19 protein-coding genes and 1 rRNA gene are annotated in these 18,024 nt (G+C 61.1%); 1 reads left to right on the top strand and 19 read right to left on the bottom strand.

Annotation, left to right across the window (positions count from 1 at the left end):
- Positions 1–2 precede the first annotated feature (2 nt).
- Positions 3–932 carry an alpha/beta hydrolase family esterase gene (locus VLL26_RS03325; RefSeq protein ID WP_342319698.1) on the bottom strand — a complete coding sequence of 310 codons (930 nt, stop codon included), beginning with the start codon at positions 930–932 and terminating at the stop codon, positions 3–5.
- A 32-nt stretch (positions 933–964) separates the two neighbouring features.
- On the opposite strand from VLL26_RS03325, the gene VLL26_RS03320 reads away from it, so the two are divergent.
- Positions 965–1,726, top strand: a complete 762-nt coding sequence (locus tag VLL26_RS03320) for a class I SAM-dependent methyltransferase (protein ID WP_342319697.1) — start codon at positions 965–967, stop codon at positions 1,724–1,726.
- Here VLL26_RS03320 and der read toward each other — a convergent pair.
- The 18 genes from der to rrf all read right to left on the bottom strand — a co-directional run bounded on the left by der (position 1,723) and on the right by rrf (position 18,024).
- Entirely contained in the window at positions 1,723–3,219 is a 1,497-nt protein-coding gene (der, locus tag VLL26_RS03315) for a ribosome biogenesis GTPase Der (protein WP_342319696.1), read from the bottom strand. The genes VLL26_RS03320 and der overlap by 4 nt on opposite strands.
- Positions 3,216–3,911, bottom strand: coding sequence for a (d)CMP kinase (gene cmk, locus VLL26_RS03310; RefSeq protein ID WP_342319695.1), 696 nt, complete (start codon positions 3,909–3,911; stop codon positions 3,216–3,218). Before cmk ends, der begins: the two co-directional genes overlap by 4 nt.
- Positions 3,911–4,846, bottom strand: coding sequence for a pseudouridine synthase (locus VLL26_RS03305; RefSeq protein ID WP_342319694.1), 936 nt, complete (start codon positions 4,844–4,846; stop codon positions 3,911–3,913). The genes cmk and VLL26_RS03305 overlap by 1 nt, the downstream gene beginning before the upstream one ends.
- Positions 4,847–4,910: 64 nt before the next feature.
- Complete coding sequence (gene scpB / locus VLL26_RS03300; RefSeq protein WP_342319693.1) at positions 4,911–5,492, bottom strand: SMC-Scp complex subunit ScpB; 582 nt, start codon at positions 5,490–5,492, stop codon at positions 4,911–4,913.
- A gap of 27 nt (positions 5,493–5,519) precedes the next feature.
- On the bottom strand, positions 5,520–6,344 hold the full coding sequence (locus VLL26_RS03295; RefSeq protein ID WP_342319692.1) for a segregation and condensation protein A: 825 nt from the start codon (positions 6,342–6,344) through the stop codon (positions 5,520–5,522).
- Positions 6,341–7,222 (bottom strand): ParA family protein, encoded by an 882-nt coding sequence (locus VLL26_RS03290; protein ID WP_342319691.1) that lies wholly within the window; start codon positions 7,220–7,222, stop codon positions 6,341–6,343. The genes VLL26_RS03295 and VLL26_RS03290 overlap by 4 nt, the downstream gene beginning before the upstream one ends.
- A gap of 66 nt (positions 7,223–7,288) precedes the next feature.
- Complete coding sequence (locus VLL26_RS03285) at positions 7,289–8,323, bottom strand: hypothetical protein (RefSeq protein WP_342319690.1); 1,035 nt, start codon at positions 8,321–8,323, stop codon at positions 7,289–7,291.
- A gap of 58 nt (positions 8,324–8,381) precedes the next feature.
- The gene (xerD, locus tag VLL26_RS03280) at positions 8,382–9,290 is read right to left on the bottom strand and encodes a site-specific tyrosine recombinase XerD (RefSeq protein ID WP_342319689.1); all 909 of its coding nucleotides are present in this window, start codon (positions 9,288–9,290) and stop codon (positions 8,382–8,384) included.
- Complete coding sequence (locus VLL26_RS03275) at positions 9,290–9,937, bottom strand: NUDIX hydrolase (RefSeq protein WP_342319688.1); 648 nt, start codon at positions 9,935–9,937, stop codon at positions 9,290–9,292. Before VLL26_RS03275 ends, xerD begins: the two co-directional genes overlap by 1 nt.
- A 33-nt stretch (positions 9,938–9,970) precedes the next feature.
- On the bottom strand, positions 9,971–10,873 hold the full coding sequence (locus tag VLL26_RS03270) for a copper transporter (protein WP_342319687.1): 903 nt from the start codon (positions 10,871–10,873) through the stop codon (positions 9,971–9,973).
- 2 nt (positions 10,874–10,875) lie between these two features.
- Positions 10,876–12,123 (bottom strand): putative cytokinetic ring protein SteA, encoded by a 1,248-nt coding sequence (steA, locus tag VLL26_RS03265; protein WP_342319686.1) that lies wholly within the window; start codon positions 12,121–12,123, stop codon positions 10,876–10,878.
- A 50-nt stretch (positions 12,124–12,173) separates the two neighbouring features.
- On the bottom strand, positions 12,174–13,904 hold the full coding sequence (recN, locus tag VLL26_RS03260) for a DNA repair protein RecN (RefSeq protein ID WP_342319685.1): 1,731 nt from the start codon (positions 13,902–13,904) through the stop codon (positions 12,174–12,176).
- On the bottom strand, positions 13,894–14,823 hold the full coding sequence (locus VLL26_RS03255) for an NAD kinase (RefSeq protein ID WP_342319684.1): 930 nt from the start codon (positions 14,821–14,823) through the stop codon (positions 13,894–13,896). Before VLL26_RS03255 ends, recN begins: the two co-directional genes overlap by 11 nt.
- Positions 14,820–15,650 carry a TlyA family RNA methyltransferase gene (locus VLL26_RS03250; protein ID WP_342319683.1) on the bottom strand — a complete coding sequence of 277 codons (831 nt, stop codon included), beginning with the start codon at positions 15,648–15,650 and terminating at the stop codon, positions 14,820–14,822. The genes VLL26_RS03255 and VLL26_RS03250 overlap by 4 nt, the downstream gene beginning before the upstream one ends.
- A 36-nt stretch (positions 15,651–15,686) precedes the next feature.
- Entirely contained in the window at positions 15,687–15,857 is a 171-nt protein-coding gene (locus VLL26_RS03245; RefSeq protein ID WP_342319682.1) for a hypothetical protein, read from the bottom strand.
- 4 nt (positions 15,858–15,861) lie between these two features.
- Positions 15,862–16,842: an HAD-IIA family hydrolase gene (locus VLL26_RS03240; RefSeq protein WP_342319681.1), complete on the bottom strand. Its 981-nt coding sequence runs from the start codon at positions 16,840–16,842 to the stop codon at positions 15,862–15,864.
- A 2-nt stretch (positions 16,843–16,844) separates the two neighbouring features.
- Positions 16,845–17,759, bottom strand: a complete 915-nt coding sequence (locus tag VLL26_RS03235; protein ID WP_342319680.1) for a tetratricopeptide repeat protein — start codon at positions 17,757–17,759, stop codon at positions 16,845–16,847.
- Between the two features lie 146 nt (positions 17,760–17,905).
- Positions 17,906–18,024 (bottom strand): 5S ribosomal RNA (gene rrf, locus VLL26_RS03230).

Raw genomic sequence — 18,024 nt, 5'->3', positions numbered from 1 at the left:
TTTTAGGGATCGTAGTCGACGCCGAAGAAGTCGAGAAGGACCTCGGTGGCGAAGGAGGGCCACACGTGGCGGCCACCGTGAATTTGGTAGTGGATCAGCGAAGCATCGCAATGCAGCCAGGTGAACTGAGCAACGCCGGAGGCGAAGTCCCGGGCGATGGGATCTAAAAGGCAGTGATTGCGTCGGGCGGATTCATTGAGCACGGTGGCAATGGATTCGTAGGATGCTTTGTGTCGCTGTCCCCCGCCGTACTCCATGACGGGGTCGTTGGTGCCGTGGAAATTCACGTGCTTGAGAGGAATGGTGCTACAGCTTTCGGAAACCTCTGCGTAGAAGGCCGCGGACACGGTGGCGATCGCGGTGAGTGTCTGTGGGCGTTGGCAACCGACGTAGGTGGCAAATCCCCCGCCGTTGGAGAGGCCTGCGGCGAACACCCGCGCCTTGTTGATTCTGAATTCCCCTTCTACTTGCCGTCTCACCGCGTCGACGAAGGCGAGGTCTTGATCACCCGTTGTCGTGGCGTAGGGCGCTGGCGCCCACGCGGAGTCCATTCCGTCCATAAACACCACTATGGCCGTGGATTTTTCCAGGTTGCTGTAGTTGCGAATCTTCTCCGCGCTTTCGCCGTAGCCGTGGAAAACCAGGATCAGTGGCAGTGCGCGCAAGGCGTCGTAGTGAGGGGGGATGGAGATTATGTAGGTGCGATCCAGCCCAGCGGCTTTGATGTGGCGGCGTTGGATTGTTGGTTTGCCGGCCTCATCGCGCGGTAGGGCGCCGGCGTTTTGCGCCGGTGGGGGCGCTGTGGTGGTGTGGACGGGTGTAGGAGATGGGGTCGCGCTTGGTTGCGCAAGCTGCTGCGGCTGCGAGCAGCCGAGTAGCCCTGAGAGTGCCACTGTGCACGCGGCGAGCGCGGCTGTGCGTACCCCTGCCAACTTCACTCTCCCTATTGATAGATTGATAAAACATGAGGCCGAGCAGAAAGGACACCCCGGCGTTTCGGGACGCTTCACAGCGCCAGCGGGCAGCGGGAACTTACCAGCTCGGCGCTGAGGAATACGACCGAGCCCGCCCCTTTTACCCGGATGAAGTTATCTGCATGTTGCCTGAGATGGGAACTGTACTCGATGTCGGGGCGGGCACCGGCAAATTCACTGCCCAGCTTGCGCGTGCCGGGCATCGTGTCCTCGCTTGCGAACCTGCGGCGCAGATGGCGCAGGTGCTCAAACGCAACTACCCGGGTGTGCCCGTGTGGCAGGCTAGCGCCGAAGCAACCGCGCTTGGCGACGCCACCGTCGATGCCCTCACCGCCGCTCAAACCTGGCACTGGGTGGATCCCGCTGCCGCCAGCGCCGAGGCCGACCGGGTGATCCGTCCGGGTGGAAAGTTGTTGCTGTGCTGGAACACCATTGACGTTTCTCACCCGTGGGTGCTGCGGCTCACCCGCATCATGCACTCCGGTGACGTCCTGCGCCGCGGCTTTTACCCGGAGGTTAAACGCCCCTGGGCGCTGGAGCAGGAAAAGCGCCTGACTTGGATCCAACCCATAACTCCAGAGGGACTGTTCGAGTTAATGGCCACCCGCTCCTATTGGCTGCGCTGCACGCCGCAGTTAAGGGAGAAAATGACCGCCAATTTAACCTGGTACCTCTATGACCGCCTCGGGTTTGACCCCGGCCAGCTCCTCCCACTTCCCTACCGCACGGACGCTTTTAGCTACACCCGCTAGCGCTTGGAGCGCCTTTCGCGCACACGCACCGCGAACCGGATTGGGGTGCCGTGGTAGCCGAAAGTTTCGCGGAATTTGCGTTCCAGGTAACGGCGGTAACCGGCGTCGAGGAAACCTGTGGTAAACAGCACTACCGTCGGTGGACGGGTAGACGCCATGGTGGAAAACAGCACGCGCGGAAGTCGGTTGTTTTTCATGGGCGGCGGGTTAGCAGCAATGGCGTCACGCAGCCAACTGTTGAGCTGCCCCGTGGAGACCCGCTTGTCCCAGTTTGCTAAAGCTTCGTCCATGGCAGATTCGAGGCGATGCAAACCACGTCCCGTGTCGGCGGAAATGTTGATTTTGGTCACCCACGGCAGGTGGTTGATCTGCTCGTCGAATTCGCGATCAAAGTAGTAGCGGCGGTCTTCATCCATCAGGTCCCACTTGTTGAAGCAGATGACCATGGCCTTGCCCGCTTCTAGCACCATGGAAATCACGCGCTGATCCTGCTCAGAAATCTCCTGTGAGGCGTCGATAAGCACAACGCACACTTCAGCGGCGTCGATGGTGCCGCGGGTGCGCAAACTGGCATAATACTCGTGCCCTTGAGCGTTGTTAACCTTCTTGCGCAAACCCGCGGTGTCAATGAACTTCCAAACCTTCCCATCAAGCTGGATCAGTTCATCGACTGGGTCGACGGTGGTGCCGGCGACGTTGTCCACCACGGCGCGTTGGGACTTACTGAGCTTATTTAACAAGCTGGACTTACCCACGTTCGGTCGGCCAACTAGGGCTACGCGACGTGGGCCTTCGGTAATGGAATTGGCGGCTTTCGGCTCCTTTGGAAAGAGACGCAAAATCTCGTCGAGGACGTCGGCGCCGCCACGGCCATGCAATGCAGAAACCGGCCACGGATCACCGAGCCCCAGCGCGTAAAACTCGGCAACATCAGCCCACTGGCTTTCCGACTCGAACTTATTCGCCACCAGGATGACCGGCACGTCAGCGCGCTGCAGGTTGCGCGCCATCACTGCATCGGTTTCGGTTACGCCGGTGTGAGCGTCGACAACCATGACGATGATGTCGGAAGTCTCCATCGCCGCCTCGGATTGGCGGGCAATCGCGCCGTGGATGCCCTTGGCATCTGGGTCCCAGCCGCCGGTGTCTTGGACCCAGAAGCGGCGCCCGCCCCAGTCCGCGAGGTAACTGACGCGGTCACGGGTAACACCGGGGTGGTCTTCAACCACTGCTTCACGGCGCCCGATAAACCTGTTGACCAACGTGGACTTGCCCACGTTAGGCCGACCCACGATGGATACCGTGGGCAAAGCCTCCTCAACATGTGCGAAATCGCCGGTGCCCAGGACCTCGTCGACGCGCGCCCACTCCTGCTCGGTTAGGTCCTCGGGATCGGTGGACTCGACAAACTCGACAAGTTCCTCAAGCCCATCAATGCTGTCGAGTTGCGAATCTAGCTCGACGTTGTACTCGTGGTTTGTTTCATCGCTCATGAGGCGCTCCTTTCGATCAACGTCATTAGCTCCGCTAGGACCTCGTCGCGGTCCATCGCGGAGGTATCGATGACTACCGCGTCTGCGGCGGGGCGCAGAGGGCTTGTCGCCCGGGTGGAATCAAGCTCGTCGCGGCGCTGAACATCCGCCAAAACGGTGTCGTAATCTGTCTCTCGCCCAGCCGCGATGTCTTGTTCGTAGCGGCGCTGGGCACGCACCTGAGCGGAGGCGGTGAGGAAGGCTTTCGCGGGGGCGTCGTGAAGCACGACAGTGCCGATGTCGCGGCCTTCTACAATGGCGCGGTGCGCTTCCGCCGCCAGCTTGCGCTGCAAAGCCACAAGGTTTTCGCGCACCTGAGGAATGGCTGAGACAGCCGAGACGTTGCGGGTGACTTCTTTTCCGCGGATCTCGGCGGAGACATCTTCCCCGGCGAGCAGAACCTCTGTGGAATCCGGGTCGTCTGACACCGTCAACGGTAAATCTGTCGTGGCCGCGATCACAGCCGGAGCATCGGTGGGATCGACCCCTGCGCGCAACACAGCGAGCGTAGCAACCCGGTACATCGCACCAGTGTCGACATATTTCGCATCCAGCTTCTTCGCCAACCGACGGCAGGTGGTGGACTTGCCAGTGCCGGAGGGTCCGTCGACGGCGAGAAGCAAACCGTTGTCGGGCATGTTGGACAGTGTCATTACATTTCCACCGCCTTGTATAGGCTCGTCAGCTCAGCGGAATTGAGTGCGCGCATAGAGCCCGGCTTCATCTCCCCGAGTTGGACGGTGTGGATCTTGGTGCGCACCAAGCGCTGCACCGGGTAGCCGGCGGTCTTCAGCATGCGGCGCACGATGTGTTTGCGCCCTTCGTGGATTTCAAGGCGAACAATCGACTGGCCGTTGTGCACGTCGACGATTTGGACATAGTCGGCGGCTGCGGTGCCGTCGTCAAGCTCAATGCCGTTTTTTAGCTCCTTGACAAGAGAAGGCTTGACCTCGCCCAAAACCGTCGCCATGTAAGTTTTTGAGATCTCGTAGCGCGGGTGCATGAGACGGTTCGCCAGTTGACCGTCGTTGGTGAGCAGCAAAAGGCCCTCAGTGTCCGCGTCGAGGCGTCCGACGTGGAACAGGCGCTGCCCTGAGGCAGTCTTTTCCGACAGGTAACTGCCCACCGAGGTGCGATCCAGCTCATCTTTCATCGTGGAGTGCACGCCGCGCGGTTTATTGAACGCAAAGTACTCAAGTTCCTCGTTGACGTTGATTCGCGTCCCGTCAACACGGATGATGTCGGTGGTGGGGTCGACGCGCATGCCCTGACGGGAAACAATTTTTCCGTTGACCTCAACGCGGCCTTGGTCAATCATGATCTCTGCGTGGCGGCGAGACGCCACACCCGCCTGGGCCAGCACTTTCTGCAGTCGCACCCCCTCCTTGGCGTACGTGGAGTTCGCGGGCGTGTCCGGCTCATCCCACCAATTATCTTCCAGCGGGTGGGGTTGTTCCTGCGCTGCGGCGCGGCGCTTTTCTAGGCTGACGTTTTGTTTCTTTGCCGGCTTGGCATAGGAGATATAGAACGTGTCGTCCTTGCCTCTCCTGTTATCCGGTGTGCCGTCTCGGCGAGCGGGTGGAGTCACAGCTTCATCCTCACTGTTGTATGCGGTTATCTACCGCACTCACGCTACCAGGGCTGACGTAGCCTTACCAAGCGTCGTCGATCGCGTCGATCTCCGGCATAAGCGGCGCAAGATCCGGCAGCCGTTCCAAGCAATCTATCCCGAGTAGCTCAAGGAAAAGCTCCGTGGTGACATAGCGGTGGGCACCGCTGGCTTCGTCGGGGTCGACTTCCGTGATCAACCCGCGCAGCGCAAGCGTGCGCATCACCCCGTCGACGTTGACGCCGCGCACCCCCGCAACCTGAGCACGGGTGACCGGCTGCCGGTAAGCGACCACCGCGAGGGTTTCCATCGCGGCGCGGGAAAGGCGGGTCTGGGAGCCGTCGAGAAGGAAAGCTTCGACAGCCTCGGCATTGGCCGGGCGGGTATATAAACGCCACCCTTCGGCGGTTTCCCGCAGGTCAAACCCGCTGCCGCGGCGGTCGAACTCATCGCGAATTTCCGCCAATAGCTGCTCGACGTCGTCTCTTTGCGCCCCCAAAGCCCGCGCCAACGCCTCCACATTGGCGGGGGTATCGAGCACAAGCAGCACTGATTCCAGCCGTGAGCGCAACTGGGAGACCAAGTGCACGCCGGAATCGTGGTCACTGTGGAAATCGCGGGCCATGGCCCCTCATCCTAATAGCTCAGGGAGCTATTCCCAGTTGCCCGCGGCCACCACAGCCGGATCAACTTCCGCTCCGGTCCAGGACACCTCGAGAGGGCCCAGCGCCTCCTCTTGGACTGTCTCCACGGCACGGGCTTTGGACAGCTCAAGCAGCGCCAAGAAGCGGCCTACCACTTCCATGGAGCGACCGCAGTCCTTCGTCAGGGCCTGAAAAGAGAGCCACTGCCCCGCGCCGAGGATGCGCAAAGTTGCGAGGATTTTGCCGGCCTGTTCCGGCACCGACACCGGCACGGCGTGGAGGTGGTCGGTGCGCACTGTCTCTGGCGGGCGGGGGCGAAACACACTCGCCGCCAATAAAGCGAAGCTCTCCGGCGTGTGCCCGAGACTAACGGGTGGCAATAGTTCGACGAATTGCTTCTCAACAGCAACGGCGCGCGGGTAGCGAAACAAAGCGTTTTTCTGCCATTGGGCGAAAAGGTCCGCGACTTGTTGGTAGGCGCGGTACTGCAAAAGGCGGGCGAAAAGCAGGTCGCGTGATTCGAGAAGTTCAAGGTCGGCCTCCTCCGACATTTCGCCGCGCGGCAAAAGGCGCGCCGCCTTCCAATCGAGCAGCGTGGCCGCGACCACTAGAAACTCGGTGGTCTCGTCGAGTTGGGTGCTGTGACCCAGCGTGCGGGTGTAGGAGATAAATTCGTCGGTCACCTCGGCTAGGGCCACCTCGGTGACATCGAGCTTTTTGGAGTTGATTAAGGAAAGCAGCAGGTCGAAGGGGCCCTCAAAGTTGTTCAGGACGAGGGTGAAGCCGGTTATTTCCGGTTGTTGTCCCAGCGTGGGGCTGGCGGGCGCTGTCACTGCTCTGTGCGCTCCAGCACTTCCAGCGCCAGGTTGCGGTACTGCTGTGCCCCTTGTGAGGACGGCGCCCAGGTGATGATCGGCTCTCCTGCCACTGACGTCTCCGGGAAGCGCACGGTGCGGGTGATTACGGTGTCAAAAACCGTCTCTCCAAAGACTTCGAGGACGCGATCCATCACTTCGCGGGCGTGGGTGGTGCGACGGTCGAACATGGTAACTAGGATGCCGACGATTTCTAGGTCGAAATTGATGCGGTCGCGGACCTTTTCTACTGTGTCGGTCAGCAGCGCGAGGCCACGCAGGGAGAAGTACTCGCACTCCATGGGGATGATTACGCCTTGGGAGGCCGCGAGCGCGTTGACGGTGAGCAGGCCGAGGGAAGGCCCGCAGTCAAGGATGATGACGTCATATTCCTTGCGCACTGGGCGCAGGACACGGGCGAGTGTGTGTTCGCGTCCAACTTCGTTGACCAACTGGATTTCCGCCGCTGAAAGGTCAATGTTGGCTGGGACTAGGTCGAGGCCGGAGACGTTAGAGTGGTGGATAGCAGCGTGGATGCTCGCGGTGTTGTCGAAAAGTAGGTCGTAGACGGTGACTTGGTCTTCGTCGTGGGAGACGCCGAGCCCCGCCGACAGGGCCCCCTGCGGGTCTAAGTCAACGAGGAGGACTTTACGCCCCTGCTCCGCCAGGCACGCCCCCAGGTTGATAGTCGAGGTCGTCTTGCCCACCCCGCCTTTTTGGTTCACCATCGAAATCACCGTGGCCGGACCGTGTTTATCCAGCGGTTTAGGCGTAGCGAACTCGCGGATCGGGCGACCAGTGAGGCCGACAGTGGCCTCGTCTTTTGTGTTCGCCTCGAACAACGAACCGTCCGTCATTGACTCACCTTCCCCTTGCGCGAGTTGGGTCTACCTTAGCGGGTTGACTGCGAGCTTACACCGTTGTCATTTCTTCCGGCGACGTCTCACCGCCGCGAGCAAGGCGCCCGCCAGCAGCACCAGTGCCGCTGCCCCCACCAAAATCGGCCCGAGCTTCGAGCCTGTGCTCGCCGAGTTGCCCAGCGAGGCTCCCGCTTGGTCCGCGCCGGAAGGATCCGCGCCGTACTTGGCGTAAGGGCTAGCAGGATTTGTCGCCACCTCCAAGGGGGCGTTAACCGCCGTGATCACGGCGATAAACTCGGCGCTACCACCTCGCACCACCTCGAGGATGAACGGGTTGTCGGGCGTTTCGCCCTCCGGGTATGTCAAAGTCATGGTGCGGGTGAGCTTGTCAATTTCACGCTCCACGCCCTCGATGATTTGCCCGTTGATGTCCACGTAGCGAAGCGTAGCTCCCTCCTTGTGTGTCGCCACGTGCCCCATCAACTCACTTACCTGCGACAGGGAAACTTTGACTGAAAGCACATTGCCTTCAATCGTGCCGTCGAAATAGAGCTCGGTTGCTGCTGAGATATCAACCGGCGCCGCTGGCTGACGCTGCGGGTGTGTCACGTTCGCCCCGTTGTTGGCACCCTCGCCTGACTCTTGTGCTCCGGTGCCGCCAGCAGGCGCGGTGTTGTCACCGCGCACCGCCTCTTGAGGTCCTTCCGAACCGCCGGTCGGCGCTGGGTTTTCCGCTGGGTTTTCCGCTGGGTTTGCCGCACCACCACCGACCGCGACGAGCGTGACCGTTGCGGTATGCCCGCCGGCGCTTACCGGCACAGTCGCCGTCGCGCCCGGCACATCCGGAGCAGTCACGCTCACCGTTGTGCCGCGGGAAACGACGTTCCAGCCCTCGGCGGAGTAGGAGGCATTGAGGGCAATGCCAATGTCGACGGTGACGGTTTCACCGGCGTTGACTTCGATTGTGGAGGGGATTTGCTCTTTGATTTGCTGCGGGGACATCCCTTCAAAAAGCTGGGCGTGGGCCGCGGGTGCGGCGCAGGCGAAACCCAAGGCTGCGACAACGGCGGCCGATGCGAACAGGGTCTTCGGTCGCATATAGTCCTTTCGTGATGGAGGCGTGAATTCGCAACTCGCTCATCGTACAGGGTCAGCACTACATTGCACGAGGGTGCGCGCTGCGAAAGACCTCACGGAGGTTCTCGGCGGTGACGTGGGTATAAATCTGCGTCGTGGTCACTGAAGAATGTCCCAACAGTTCCTGAACCGTGCGCACATCTGCCCCGCCTTGCAGCAGATGGGTAGCAAAAGAGTGGCGCAAAGTGTGCGGGGAGACAACACGATCAATGTGCGCGCGCTGCGCCGCATTTTTGATGATGGTCCAGGCGCTTTGGCGCGACAGCGCGCCGCCGCGCTTGTTTAAAAACACCGCGTGTGAAATCCCCGTGGCAAGCGCCGGCCTGCCACGTACCAGGTACGCCTTCAGTGCGTCTTGGGCGGCTCGGCCCACAGGCACCAGGCGCTGTTTTGCACCCTTGCCCGTTACAGTGACCACCCCTGGGATGTCAGCGACATCATCGACGCTTAAGGCGAGCACCTCAGAAATGCGCGCACCGGTAGCGTAGAGCAATTCAAGCAGCGCCTTGTCACGCAACTGGGAGGCGGTATCGGTCGGGCAGGCGTCGAGAAGCGTAGCTACCTCGTCAATACTCAGCGTGTCCGGTAACTTCTCCCCCGCCGTCGGCGGCGCAACCTCAGCGGCCACATCCGCCGCAACCACTCCCTCACTGAGGGCAAATTTGTGCAGCCCGCGCGCAACAGACAGCGCCCGCGCAGTCGAGGAGGCCGAAAGCGGCGCCTGCTGCTCAGTGCCGCGCCGCAGTTCAGCGACGTAAGCTTCAACGTCGGTTGCTGTGACCTCGGCAAGTTCTCGACGGCCAGCCGCAACCAGCCACTGCGTGTAGCGACGCAGGTCACGGCGATAATTGCTCAGCGTGTGAGGGGAGCGGCCGCGTTCCACAGCGAGGTGGTCAAGCCATGCTTGAGCGATGGTTTCCGGCCGCATCACAGCATCTTCAAATCGGGGCCGATGCCCTGCGCTTTGCGACGCTCGGCCAACCTCCACGGACGCAACTCAAAAGGCGCAGCTTTCGGCCGCGCTGCGGCTGCGCCGGACTCCACAGATGCCGCGGCGAGAATACCGCCCACCGCAATCGAGTTGACTATCTCGCCGGCCAACACGCGCCTCACAGCGTCGTCAAGGCCCAGCCACGCAAATCCCAAGTCCGCCTCCTCATCATCGGCGGCGGGGCGTTGAACCTCAGTTAAGTCGCGGGCCAAAAAGACGCGCACGGCCTCATCGGAAAAGCCCGGGGAAGTCACCAGGTCCACCAACACAGACCACGTCCGCGCCACAAGACCCGCTTCTTCCACCAGCTCACGCTTCGCGCAGTCCAACGGATCCTCGTCGGCTATATCGAGGATGCCTGCGGGAAGTTCCAGCAGTCGCTTGTCGACGGCCCTTCGATACTGCTCGATCACCGCCACGCGCCCCTGTTCGTCTAATGCCACCACCGCCACAGCGCCGAAATGCTCCATCACCTCACGGTTGGCCTGCCTACCTCCGGGCATGACGACGCGGTCGCGCCGCAGCGCAATAATGGGGGCATCAACAAGAATCGAAGAATCGGTGACGCTATATTCATGGGCCATACCATCCCAACCTACCCGGCTTGACCTTCAGCGTTACTCCTGCGCCAGCACGGCGCGCAGCGCACGGATCACGTTGATGGCTCCTGCCTCCGTCGCCGCTATTTCTACGGTTTCTACACCATGCTCGCCGCGTTCAGACAAAGCGATCTCCACGCCGCTGTTGTTCTTGCTGCCCTGGAGGGCAACAACCACCGGGACGTCCCGAGCGCTTAAAGCAACGGCGAAATCGCCCACCGCACCGTCTGCAAAACGCGCTGAAGTCTCCTCCGCCTCCGCAGTGAGGATAACCACCGCATCCGCGGCGATGACATCGCCCTGCGTGCTCACATACCCCGCTTCGGCAAGGCTAGACACAAGGAAATCGCGATCGTTTTGACTTGCGCGGGCTTGCCCCTCGGCACCGGTAAAAAGACCCTGAGCAAAACTCTCACCAGCGTGCGTCGCCGCCGACTGGTTGTGAGTGGAAAGCTGGGCGCCAGCGGGCAAAGTATGAGAAATGATCGTGGCAAGTTCGTCGGCACCCTGCTGGGAGGTGAACTTCTCACTTAAGGTCACCACCCCTGCGGGGTCGGCCCCAGCAGCATCCAAAAGCTCTGCCACGCGACTATAGGTCTCCGGCTGCGAACCTGGAGCGTAGATGACCAGCACTGCGTTGTCGCGCAGCACGCCCTCGACGAACTCCGCTCCTTTTTGCCCAAGCAGCTCGTTAGCCGCGGCGAGCTCTCCCTCGGCAGCCTCGGCGCGAGCGAGGGCTTGCTGTGTCGAAGCTGCCGCAGAATCAGTGGTTGTATCGCCCACCGCACTCAAAGCGGGTGCCACAACAAGCGCCCCCGCAACTATTCCTGCAGCAAGACCCCACGTCACACCAGCGAGAGCCGCTATCGTGCGGCCGCCGCGGCGCGCCGCCGTCCTTCTTCCCCCATCTTTTCGTCCCACGCCTAACTCACCCAACCTTCAACCTGGGTGCGCACAGCGTCCCAAAAGGCAGCGAGGTTGTCAGCAAATAAACCGCTACCGCTGAACCCAATGAGCAAAATCACCGTCGCCACAGAGACAAATAAACCAAGTATGGCCCAAGCCCAAACAAGGCCGTTGCGCCGCTGAACCATGTAGAGGCTTTCAATCATCTCCGAATCGACCAGGCGCGAGCCCGCTTTGAGCCTGCTCAGAAGTGCCGCGGGGCTCGCATGCCCGGCATTGGCAAAAATTGCAGACAAATCGACCGGCTTGCCCACAGTCACGATCATCTCCGCACCATGAACCGCGGCGAGCAGCAACGCCAAATCCAACGGAGAGTCAGTGGCGGCAGGGAAGGTCATCGCCCCCACACCAAGGTCCTGAATCCTCTCGAGTCCGGGCGCGTGTCCGTCCGGACCTGCCGGAAGCACCACGCGCGCTTCGCTGCGCAGGCTTTCCGAGGACACATCCTTCGGATCCGCAACAATGAAATCGGGGCCATAGCCCATGTCGGCGACGGTGTCCGATGCGGCCCCCACCCCAACAATCAAAGGTTCATACTCACGGATGAAGTGCCGCAAACCCTCAAGGCGCTCACGCACATCATCGACAGCGTCAACAATTATCACTTTGCGCCCATCCATTGAGCTGCCTAACTCGGGCACCCCGACACCGTCGATAAGCAAAGGCGACTCTGAGTGGATGAACTCAATAGTGTTGCCGAAATAGGCCTCCATGTGGTCGAGCAGGCTCTGCTGCGCCGAACCGAAAGACAACTCAACATCTCGGCGGCTCACCGGGTGCGCCTGACCGACAAGCTTCTTCCCAAGGAGGATCTCCCCAGCGGAGGTGATCTTGCCCTTCTTGCCGTCTTTCATCAAACCGGCAAGTTTTCCGTCGTGGTCCTCAAACAGGGGAATTTTCGCATCAAGAAGCATGTGCGGGGCGTAATTTGGGATCGCTCCCGTCGAAAAACGCGACAGGTTAACCACAGCCCCTGGTGAAGCCTTGATCAAAGCTTCTGCCTCCCTGCGCTCCATATCCGCAGAGTCAACCACGGCGATCTCACCGGCACGAAGCCGTGCGCTGCCACGGCCAGCACGCGAGCAGTCCCGAAACACGGAACGCACAACCACGGTCGCCGGGCCATCCCCAGCCGCCAAAGCTTCAGCGGACGTAGGTCCGACGGGTTCGACGGGTTCGCCGGTTGCGCGGGGTGAGAAACTCATGCGCACTATTGTGCAGGCTATAAAGCCCGAGCTGCGGAAGGCGCGCGGGGCTAAAGCCCCTTAAAACCTTGCACCTCTTTTTGCGCCTGCTCGTAAAGTTCGGTGGCGTGCGCCCGGCCCGTTTCCGAATCCTCCATGCCTGCCAGCATGCGGGCAAGTTCCTCCACCCGCTGCGGCTGCGTCAAGTGCGACACCCCAGAGGAAACCGTTTCATCCCCGACGCTTTTCGCCACATGCAGGTGCGTATCCGCGTACGCCGCGACCTGCGGCAGGTGCGTGACCACAATAACTTGGTTGTTGGTGGCCAACCGGGCAAGACGCCGCCCGATCTGGACGGCGGCGCGCCCCCCAACACCAGCGTCAACCTCATCAAAAACTAAGGTGGCGCCGGAGGACCCGGAGCTTAAGATCACTTCCAGCGCCAGCATCACCCGCGAAAGCTCGCCACCGGAAGCACTAATGGCCAAAGGTTGCGGCTCCATTGCATCGTTGGCAGCTAAACGAATCTCGACGGCGTCCGCACCAGCGCGGGAATAAGGTTGCTTGTCCACGTTGACCGTCAGCCGCGCCTTGGGCATTGACAGCCCCCGCAGTTCTTCTGTCACTGCCTCCCCCAGCGCCTGAGCTGCCGTGGTACGCACCTTGGTCAACGTCGCCGCCCGCGCAACAAGTTGTTTCTCCAACTCCCCCACGCGCTTTTTTAGCTCCTCAACGGCCTCAGCGGAGGTGTCGATCTTGCTGAGGCGTTTGTGGGCTTTCGCCCGCCAGGCGAGCACCCCGGCAACATCAGGCGCATACTTGCGCGTCAACCCCTTGATTTCTTGCTGGCGCTGGAGCTTTATATCGAGCGCTTCCGTCTCGCTGGGCAGATCGGCGATGTAGCTGCCTAACTCCGCGGAGACATCTGCAAGCACCCCTGCTACCTCCTCAAGCTGCGCCCCGAGCTGTTTGAGCCTGTCATCGCTTGCCGAGATCAACCCCGACGCCGCCCGGCCCACCAAACTCGATGCCGCCTCCTCATCGCTTCCCACCCCTTCCGCCGCATCTGCACCGTCAATGCACACCAAAGCCAGCTCCGCGGCTTGCCGCAGGCTATCGACGTCTTGGAGGCGGTTGATGCTGTCTACCAACGCGGCATCTTCTCCCTCCTGCGGATCTACCGCGTCGATCTCCGCGATGGCGAACCGCAAACGGTCGATTTCCTGGGCCAACTCGCGGCGCTTTTGTGTGCGCTCCTGCAAATCGCGCGTCGCTTCGCGCCACTGCCTCCACACTTGTTGGTATGCGTGGAGAGCTTCGGCTGCTGCCGGTTCGTAGCGGTCAAGCGCCGCGAGTTGCTGATCCGCCGACATCAAACGGATCTGATCATTTTGGCCGTGGATAGTAAGCAGGCTGCTGGTGAACTCAGATAAGGCGGCGGCTGGGACGAAGCGCCCCCCGAGGTGTGCCCTGGAACGGCCGGCGGCACTGACTGAGCGCGCCACCACGTACTCCCCATTTTCATCGGCGCTGGCGCCAGCATCTTCCGCGATCTTTTCGATCCTTTCCAGCTCCGCCTCCCCGCTGCCTTCGAGGCTAAATACTCCTTCAACCACGGCCTGTTTCGCCCCCGCGCGCACCCTGGAGGCATCCGCCCGCCCGCCGGTAAGCAGCCGCAGCCCAGTGACCACCATCGTCTTGCCGGCGCCCGTTTCACCAGTTAGAACTGTCAGCCCCGGGCTCAGTTCCGCAAAGGCGCGTGGGATCACACCGAGGTTGGAAATTGAAATTTCAGTCAACATTCTTCGAAGCGGGTCCTCGCCAGCCCTTCACGGGAAGTTTGAATTTATGCACCAAGCGGTCAGTAAACGGGTGCTCGTCTAGCCGCACCCACCGCACGGGGCGGGCGCCGCGTATAACCTCCACCCGCGATCCCGGCGGCATCATCATCGAACGGAACCCGTCAAGCACCACGTTCGCACTGCCAGTGGCCGATTTCGACTCCACTGCCACGGTCGAGCGCGGCGAGACAACCAACGGCGTGGTAAACAAAGCGTGCGCATTGTTGGGCACCACAAGTAAAGCCTCGACCTCGGGCCACATAATGGGACCACCAGCCGCAAAGGCGTAAGCCGTCGACCCCGTCGGGGTGGACAAAAGCACGCCGTCACACCCAAAGCTTGACACTGGGCGAAAATCTACCTCCAGTGTCGCGTCAAGGACCTTGGTCCGGTCCACGTTTTCCACGCTCGCCTCGTTGAGTGCCCAGCCGCTGCCAAGCAGGTTCGCCTCGGAATCGTAGAGGGCAACATCGATAGTCATGCGGTCTTCTACCCGGTATTCTCGCTCGATGACTCGCCCAATTGCCTCATCTAAGCTCTCCTGCTCCCACTCGGCCAGAAAACCGACGTGACCAAGATTGATGCCCAGCACGGGGATGTCCTGGGCGTAGGCGTAGGTGGCGGCGCGCAAAAAGGTTCCGTCGCCGCCTAAGACCAACACGAGTTCGCAACCGGCGGCCGCTTCCGGGCCTTCTTCCGCGCGTTCCAATGCCTGCAGCACAGGCTCGTCCATGACGGGGCCCTCGTTGCGCTGTTTCAATAACCGCACTTCAATTCCTGCATCGCTGAGAAGCTCAGTTGCGCGCACGGCGGCCAAAATGTTGCCGGGCCGGTGGGTGTGCGGCACGAGCAGGATTGTGCGCTGGGAGCGTGCAGTCATCTATTCCTCGGTCCTTCCTTCACAGCTTGGTCGACAAGGGCGGTCAGTTCGGCGTCGTCAAGCGGCGTCGCCACCGGATTTTTCTCAAGCCATAGAAAGTATTCTACGTTGCCGCTCGGACCGGGAAGCGGCGATGCCGTAACCCCTTTGAGCTTCAGCCCGAGCCCCTGCGCAAAACGAGCGACATCCGCTGTCACTTCCGCACGCAACTCATCTGAGCGCACCACACCCCCGCTGCCGAGACGATCCTTTCCCACCTCGAATTGCGGCTTGACCATCGGCACAAGATCAGCATGTGTGGCCATGCACTCAACGATTGCCGGCAGCACAAGTTTAAGTGAAATAAACGACAGGTCGCCGACCATCACATCCGCGGCAGCTCCCATCATCTCCACACTAAGGTGGCGGATGTTTGTCCGATCAAGCACTCTCACCCGCGGGTCGTTTTGCAGGCGCCACACGAGTTGCCCGTATCCGACGTCGACAGCGACGACTTCCCGCGCGCCGTTTGCAAGCAGCACGTCAGTAAATCCACCTGCCGACGCCCCCGCATCTAAGCACCGACGCTTCTCGACGACCAACCCGTCTTTGCCAAAGACCTCCAAAGCGCCCAAAAGTTTGTGTGCGCCTCTCGACGCCCACTGGTCCGATTCTTCCACCTCTACCTTGATGGACACCCCCGGATCGACAACGGTCGCAGGCTTGCTGGCAACAAAACCAGCCACCTCAACCTTGCCTTCTTTGATCCAGGTCTGCGCCTGCTCCCGCGAGCGGGCAATTTTTCGCCGCACTAGCTCCGCGTCGAGACGCCTGCGTCCAGGGGCCATAAATTCTCCTTCGGAGGGTTGACAATGACGAAGAAACTATTCGTCTCCGTGTAGGGCTCGGTGTAAAACCTCGTGGGCGCGCCGCAGCAGCTCTGCTTCCTCCCGCAGGCTACCGGAAGGCGCCGATAGCACTGCGTTGACCTCCTCGGTGACGGCGGCCGCATCAACTTGCGCCTTGCGTGGGTCTTGCGGAATTGGAATGTTCACAGGCTCACCACCACTGCTCAAGTGCCCGTTGGGCCGGTGCCGACCACGCCTTCACATCCCGTGGCGGCTGCGCACCCGACCAAACTACCTCAAGTGCCGTGCGCAGAGCTTGCACGGCGGTCGCGTCGTCGGAACCACCGTCGAGGATGAGCGCACCATCTTCTACATGGGCAACAAATCCTCCCTGCGGGCCTGGACGCAAGAAATCTACATTGTCTTTCAGGGCCGAAAAATCCTCGCCAATAAATGTTGGGCGATGTTCAACCGGCGCCTTGAGAAGCGCCCACGGCCCGGAGACACCAGTCAACACATGCAGGCTCGACATTTTTGCGGCGACAGCTCCGGCGATATCGGTGTCAAGTCTGTCCCCCACAGCCAGCGGCGCATCTACCTTCAACTGGGCTGCAGCCTGCTCGAACATGACGGGTTTCGGTTTACCCGCTATGTCTGGGACGACCCCCGTGGCCGAAGTGACCGCGGCGACCATCGACCCGTTGCCGACAAGCAAACCACGCTCCGACGGCAACGAAGTATCGCTATTCGACGCCACATAGATCGCGCCGCGTCCAATCGCAAGGGCTGCTTCCGATAACTGTCTCCACCCTGTCTCCGGGTTGTGCCCCTGCAACACTGCGACCGGATTATCGTCTGCAGAGTCGACGACCACAAAACCAGCGCGACGTGCAAGCTCCTTGAAGCTTTCCGAGCCCAGGATTAGGACTTTTGCGCCGGCGTCGAGGCGCTGGCGCGCCAAACCCACCGCGGCAAGAGCCGAAGTGAACACGTCCTGCGCCTGGGCCTGAATACCTAAAGCATTGAGCATGCGCGCGACTTGCGAAGGTGCCCGGGAAGCATTGTTGGTGATGTAGGCAACGGGAAGTGACGTGGAGTTTAAAATCTCCACGGTATGTGGCAGGGCGCGATCCCCCTGCCACACTGTGCCGTCAAGATCGAGCAGCAATGCGTCAAAAACATCAAGAAGCATATTTATCCCAGTTCATCAAGACGATGCGCCGCGTCCGTTACGTGAAAGGAATCGATCTTCGCGGCGTGTTCGAACCAGGTTTTCGCTTCTTCGCGCCGCTCAAGCGCGAGCAAAGCGTCCGCGTAGGCGTAGGTTAAGCGTGCTTGCTCCGGCTCCTTCGAATCCAGGGAGGGATTTAGCTTGTCAAGGGTTGCCAACGCTGCCTCGTGTTGACCCAAATCATGGCGCGCTCCGGCAAGCACGATTGCCAACTCCACCTTGGATTCCGGATCCAATTCACGTGCCTCGGGGCCGCGACCTATCTCTAAGGCCTTCTCCGGCCGGCCGAGGCCACGCTCTGCATCCGCCATCACAGCCAACAGGCCCGGACCACCCGAAATGCGGCGCGCGGCGCGCAGTTCAGACAGTGCCTCTTTCCACTCGCCAGCATGGTAGGCAACAATACCGTTCGTCTCACGCACCACCCCGACGCGGCCAGCGCGGTTCTTAGCCGCACGGGCATGACGAAGCGCGAGCTGGGGATCATCTTCTAGCAAAGAGCCAGCCATAATCATGTGCTTGGCCACCCGTTGCGCGTTGTCTTTCGATAAAACCTTCAAATCACGCAAGACTGAAGCATCAAGCTCCGTGACGTCGATCTCGGCGGGTAAATCAGGCTCGGACAACCGCTGATTCATGCGGTCCTCGCGAAAACCCTTGCGCTCAGGGTTGGAGCGTGAGTGGCGAAAGCTTCCGTCTTCGCGGCGCCCAGATGCACGCCGAGAGTCATCGTCTCGTCCACCACGGCGTTGACCGGAGTTCCTGCCGCGGCCATCACCGCGACTGTCGCCCCGTGACGGACCGTCGAAGCGTTTCGAGCCACCGCGGTGCGCACGCGACTTTCCGTCGCGGTTACGGGAGTCAAACTCTTGCGACATACTGTACCTTTCTACTTAAGCCTCGCCCATTATATGCGCGGCGCTTTGGTGCAATGTAGAGGCAAAAGAAATCGCGGCCCGGACAGCTCAACCTTGAGGGTTGAACTGAGGTTCCGGGCCGCGATCACCTTGTTGTGAAGTTGTTGGGTCGGCGGTAACTTACTCTCCCACATCCTTCCGGATGCAGTACCATCAGCGCGGGCGGGCTTAGCTTCCGGGTTCGGAATGGTGTCCGGGCGTTTCCCCGCCGCCATCAACCACCGAC

It is taken from the genome of Corynebacterium sp. BD556 (genome assembly GCF_038452275.1).
Lineage (GTDB): Bacteria > Actinomycetota > Actinomycetes > Mycobacteriales > Mycobacteriaceae > Corynebacterium > Corynebacterium mayonis.
This window is presented reverse-complemented; position numbering and strand designations above follow the sequence as displayed.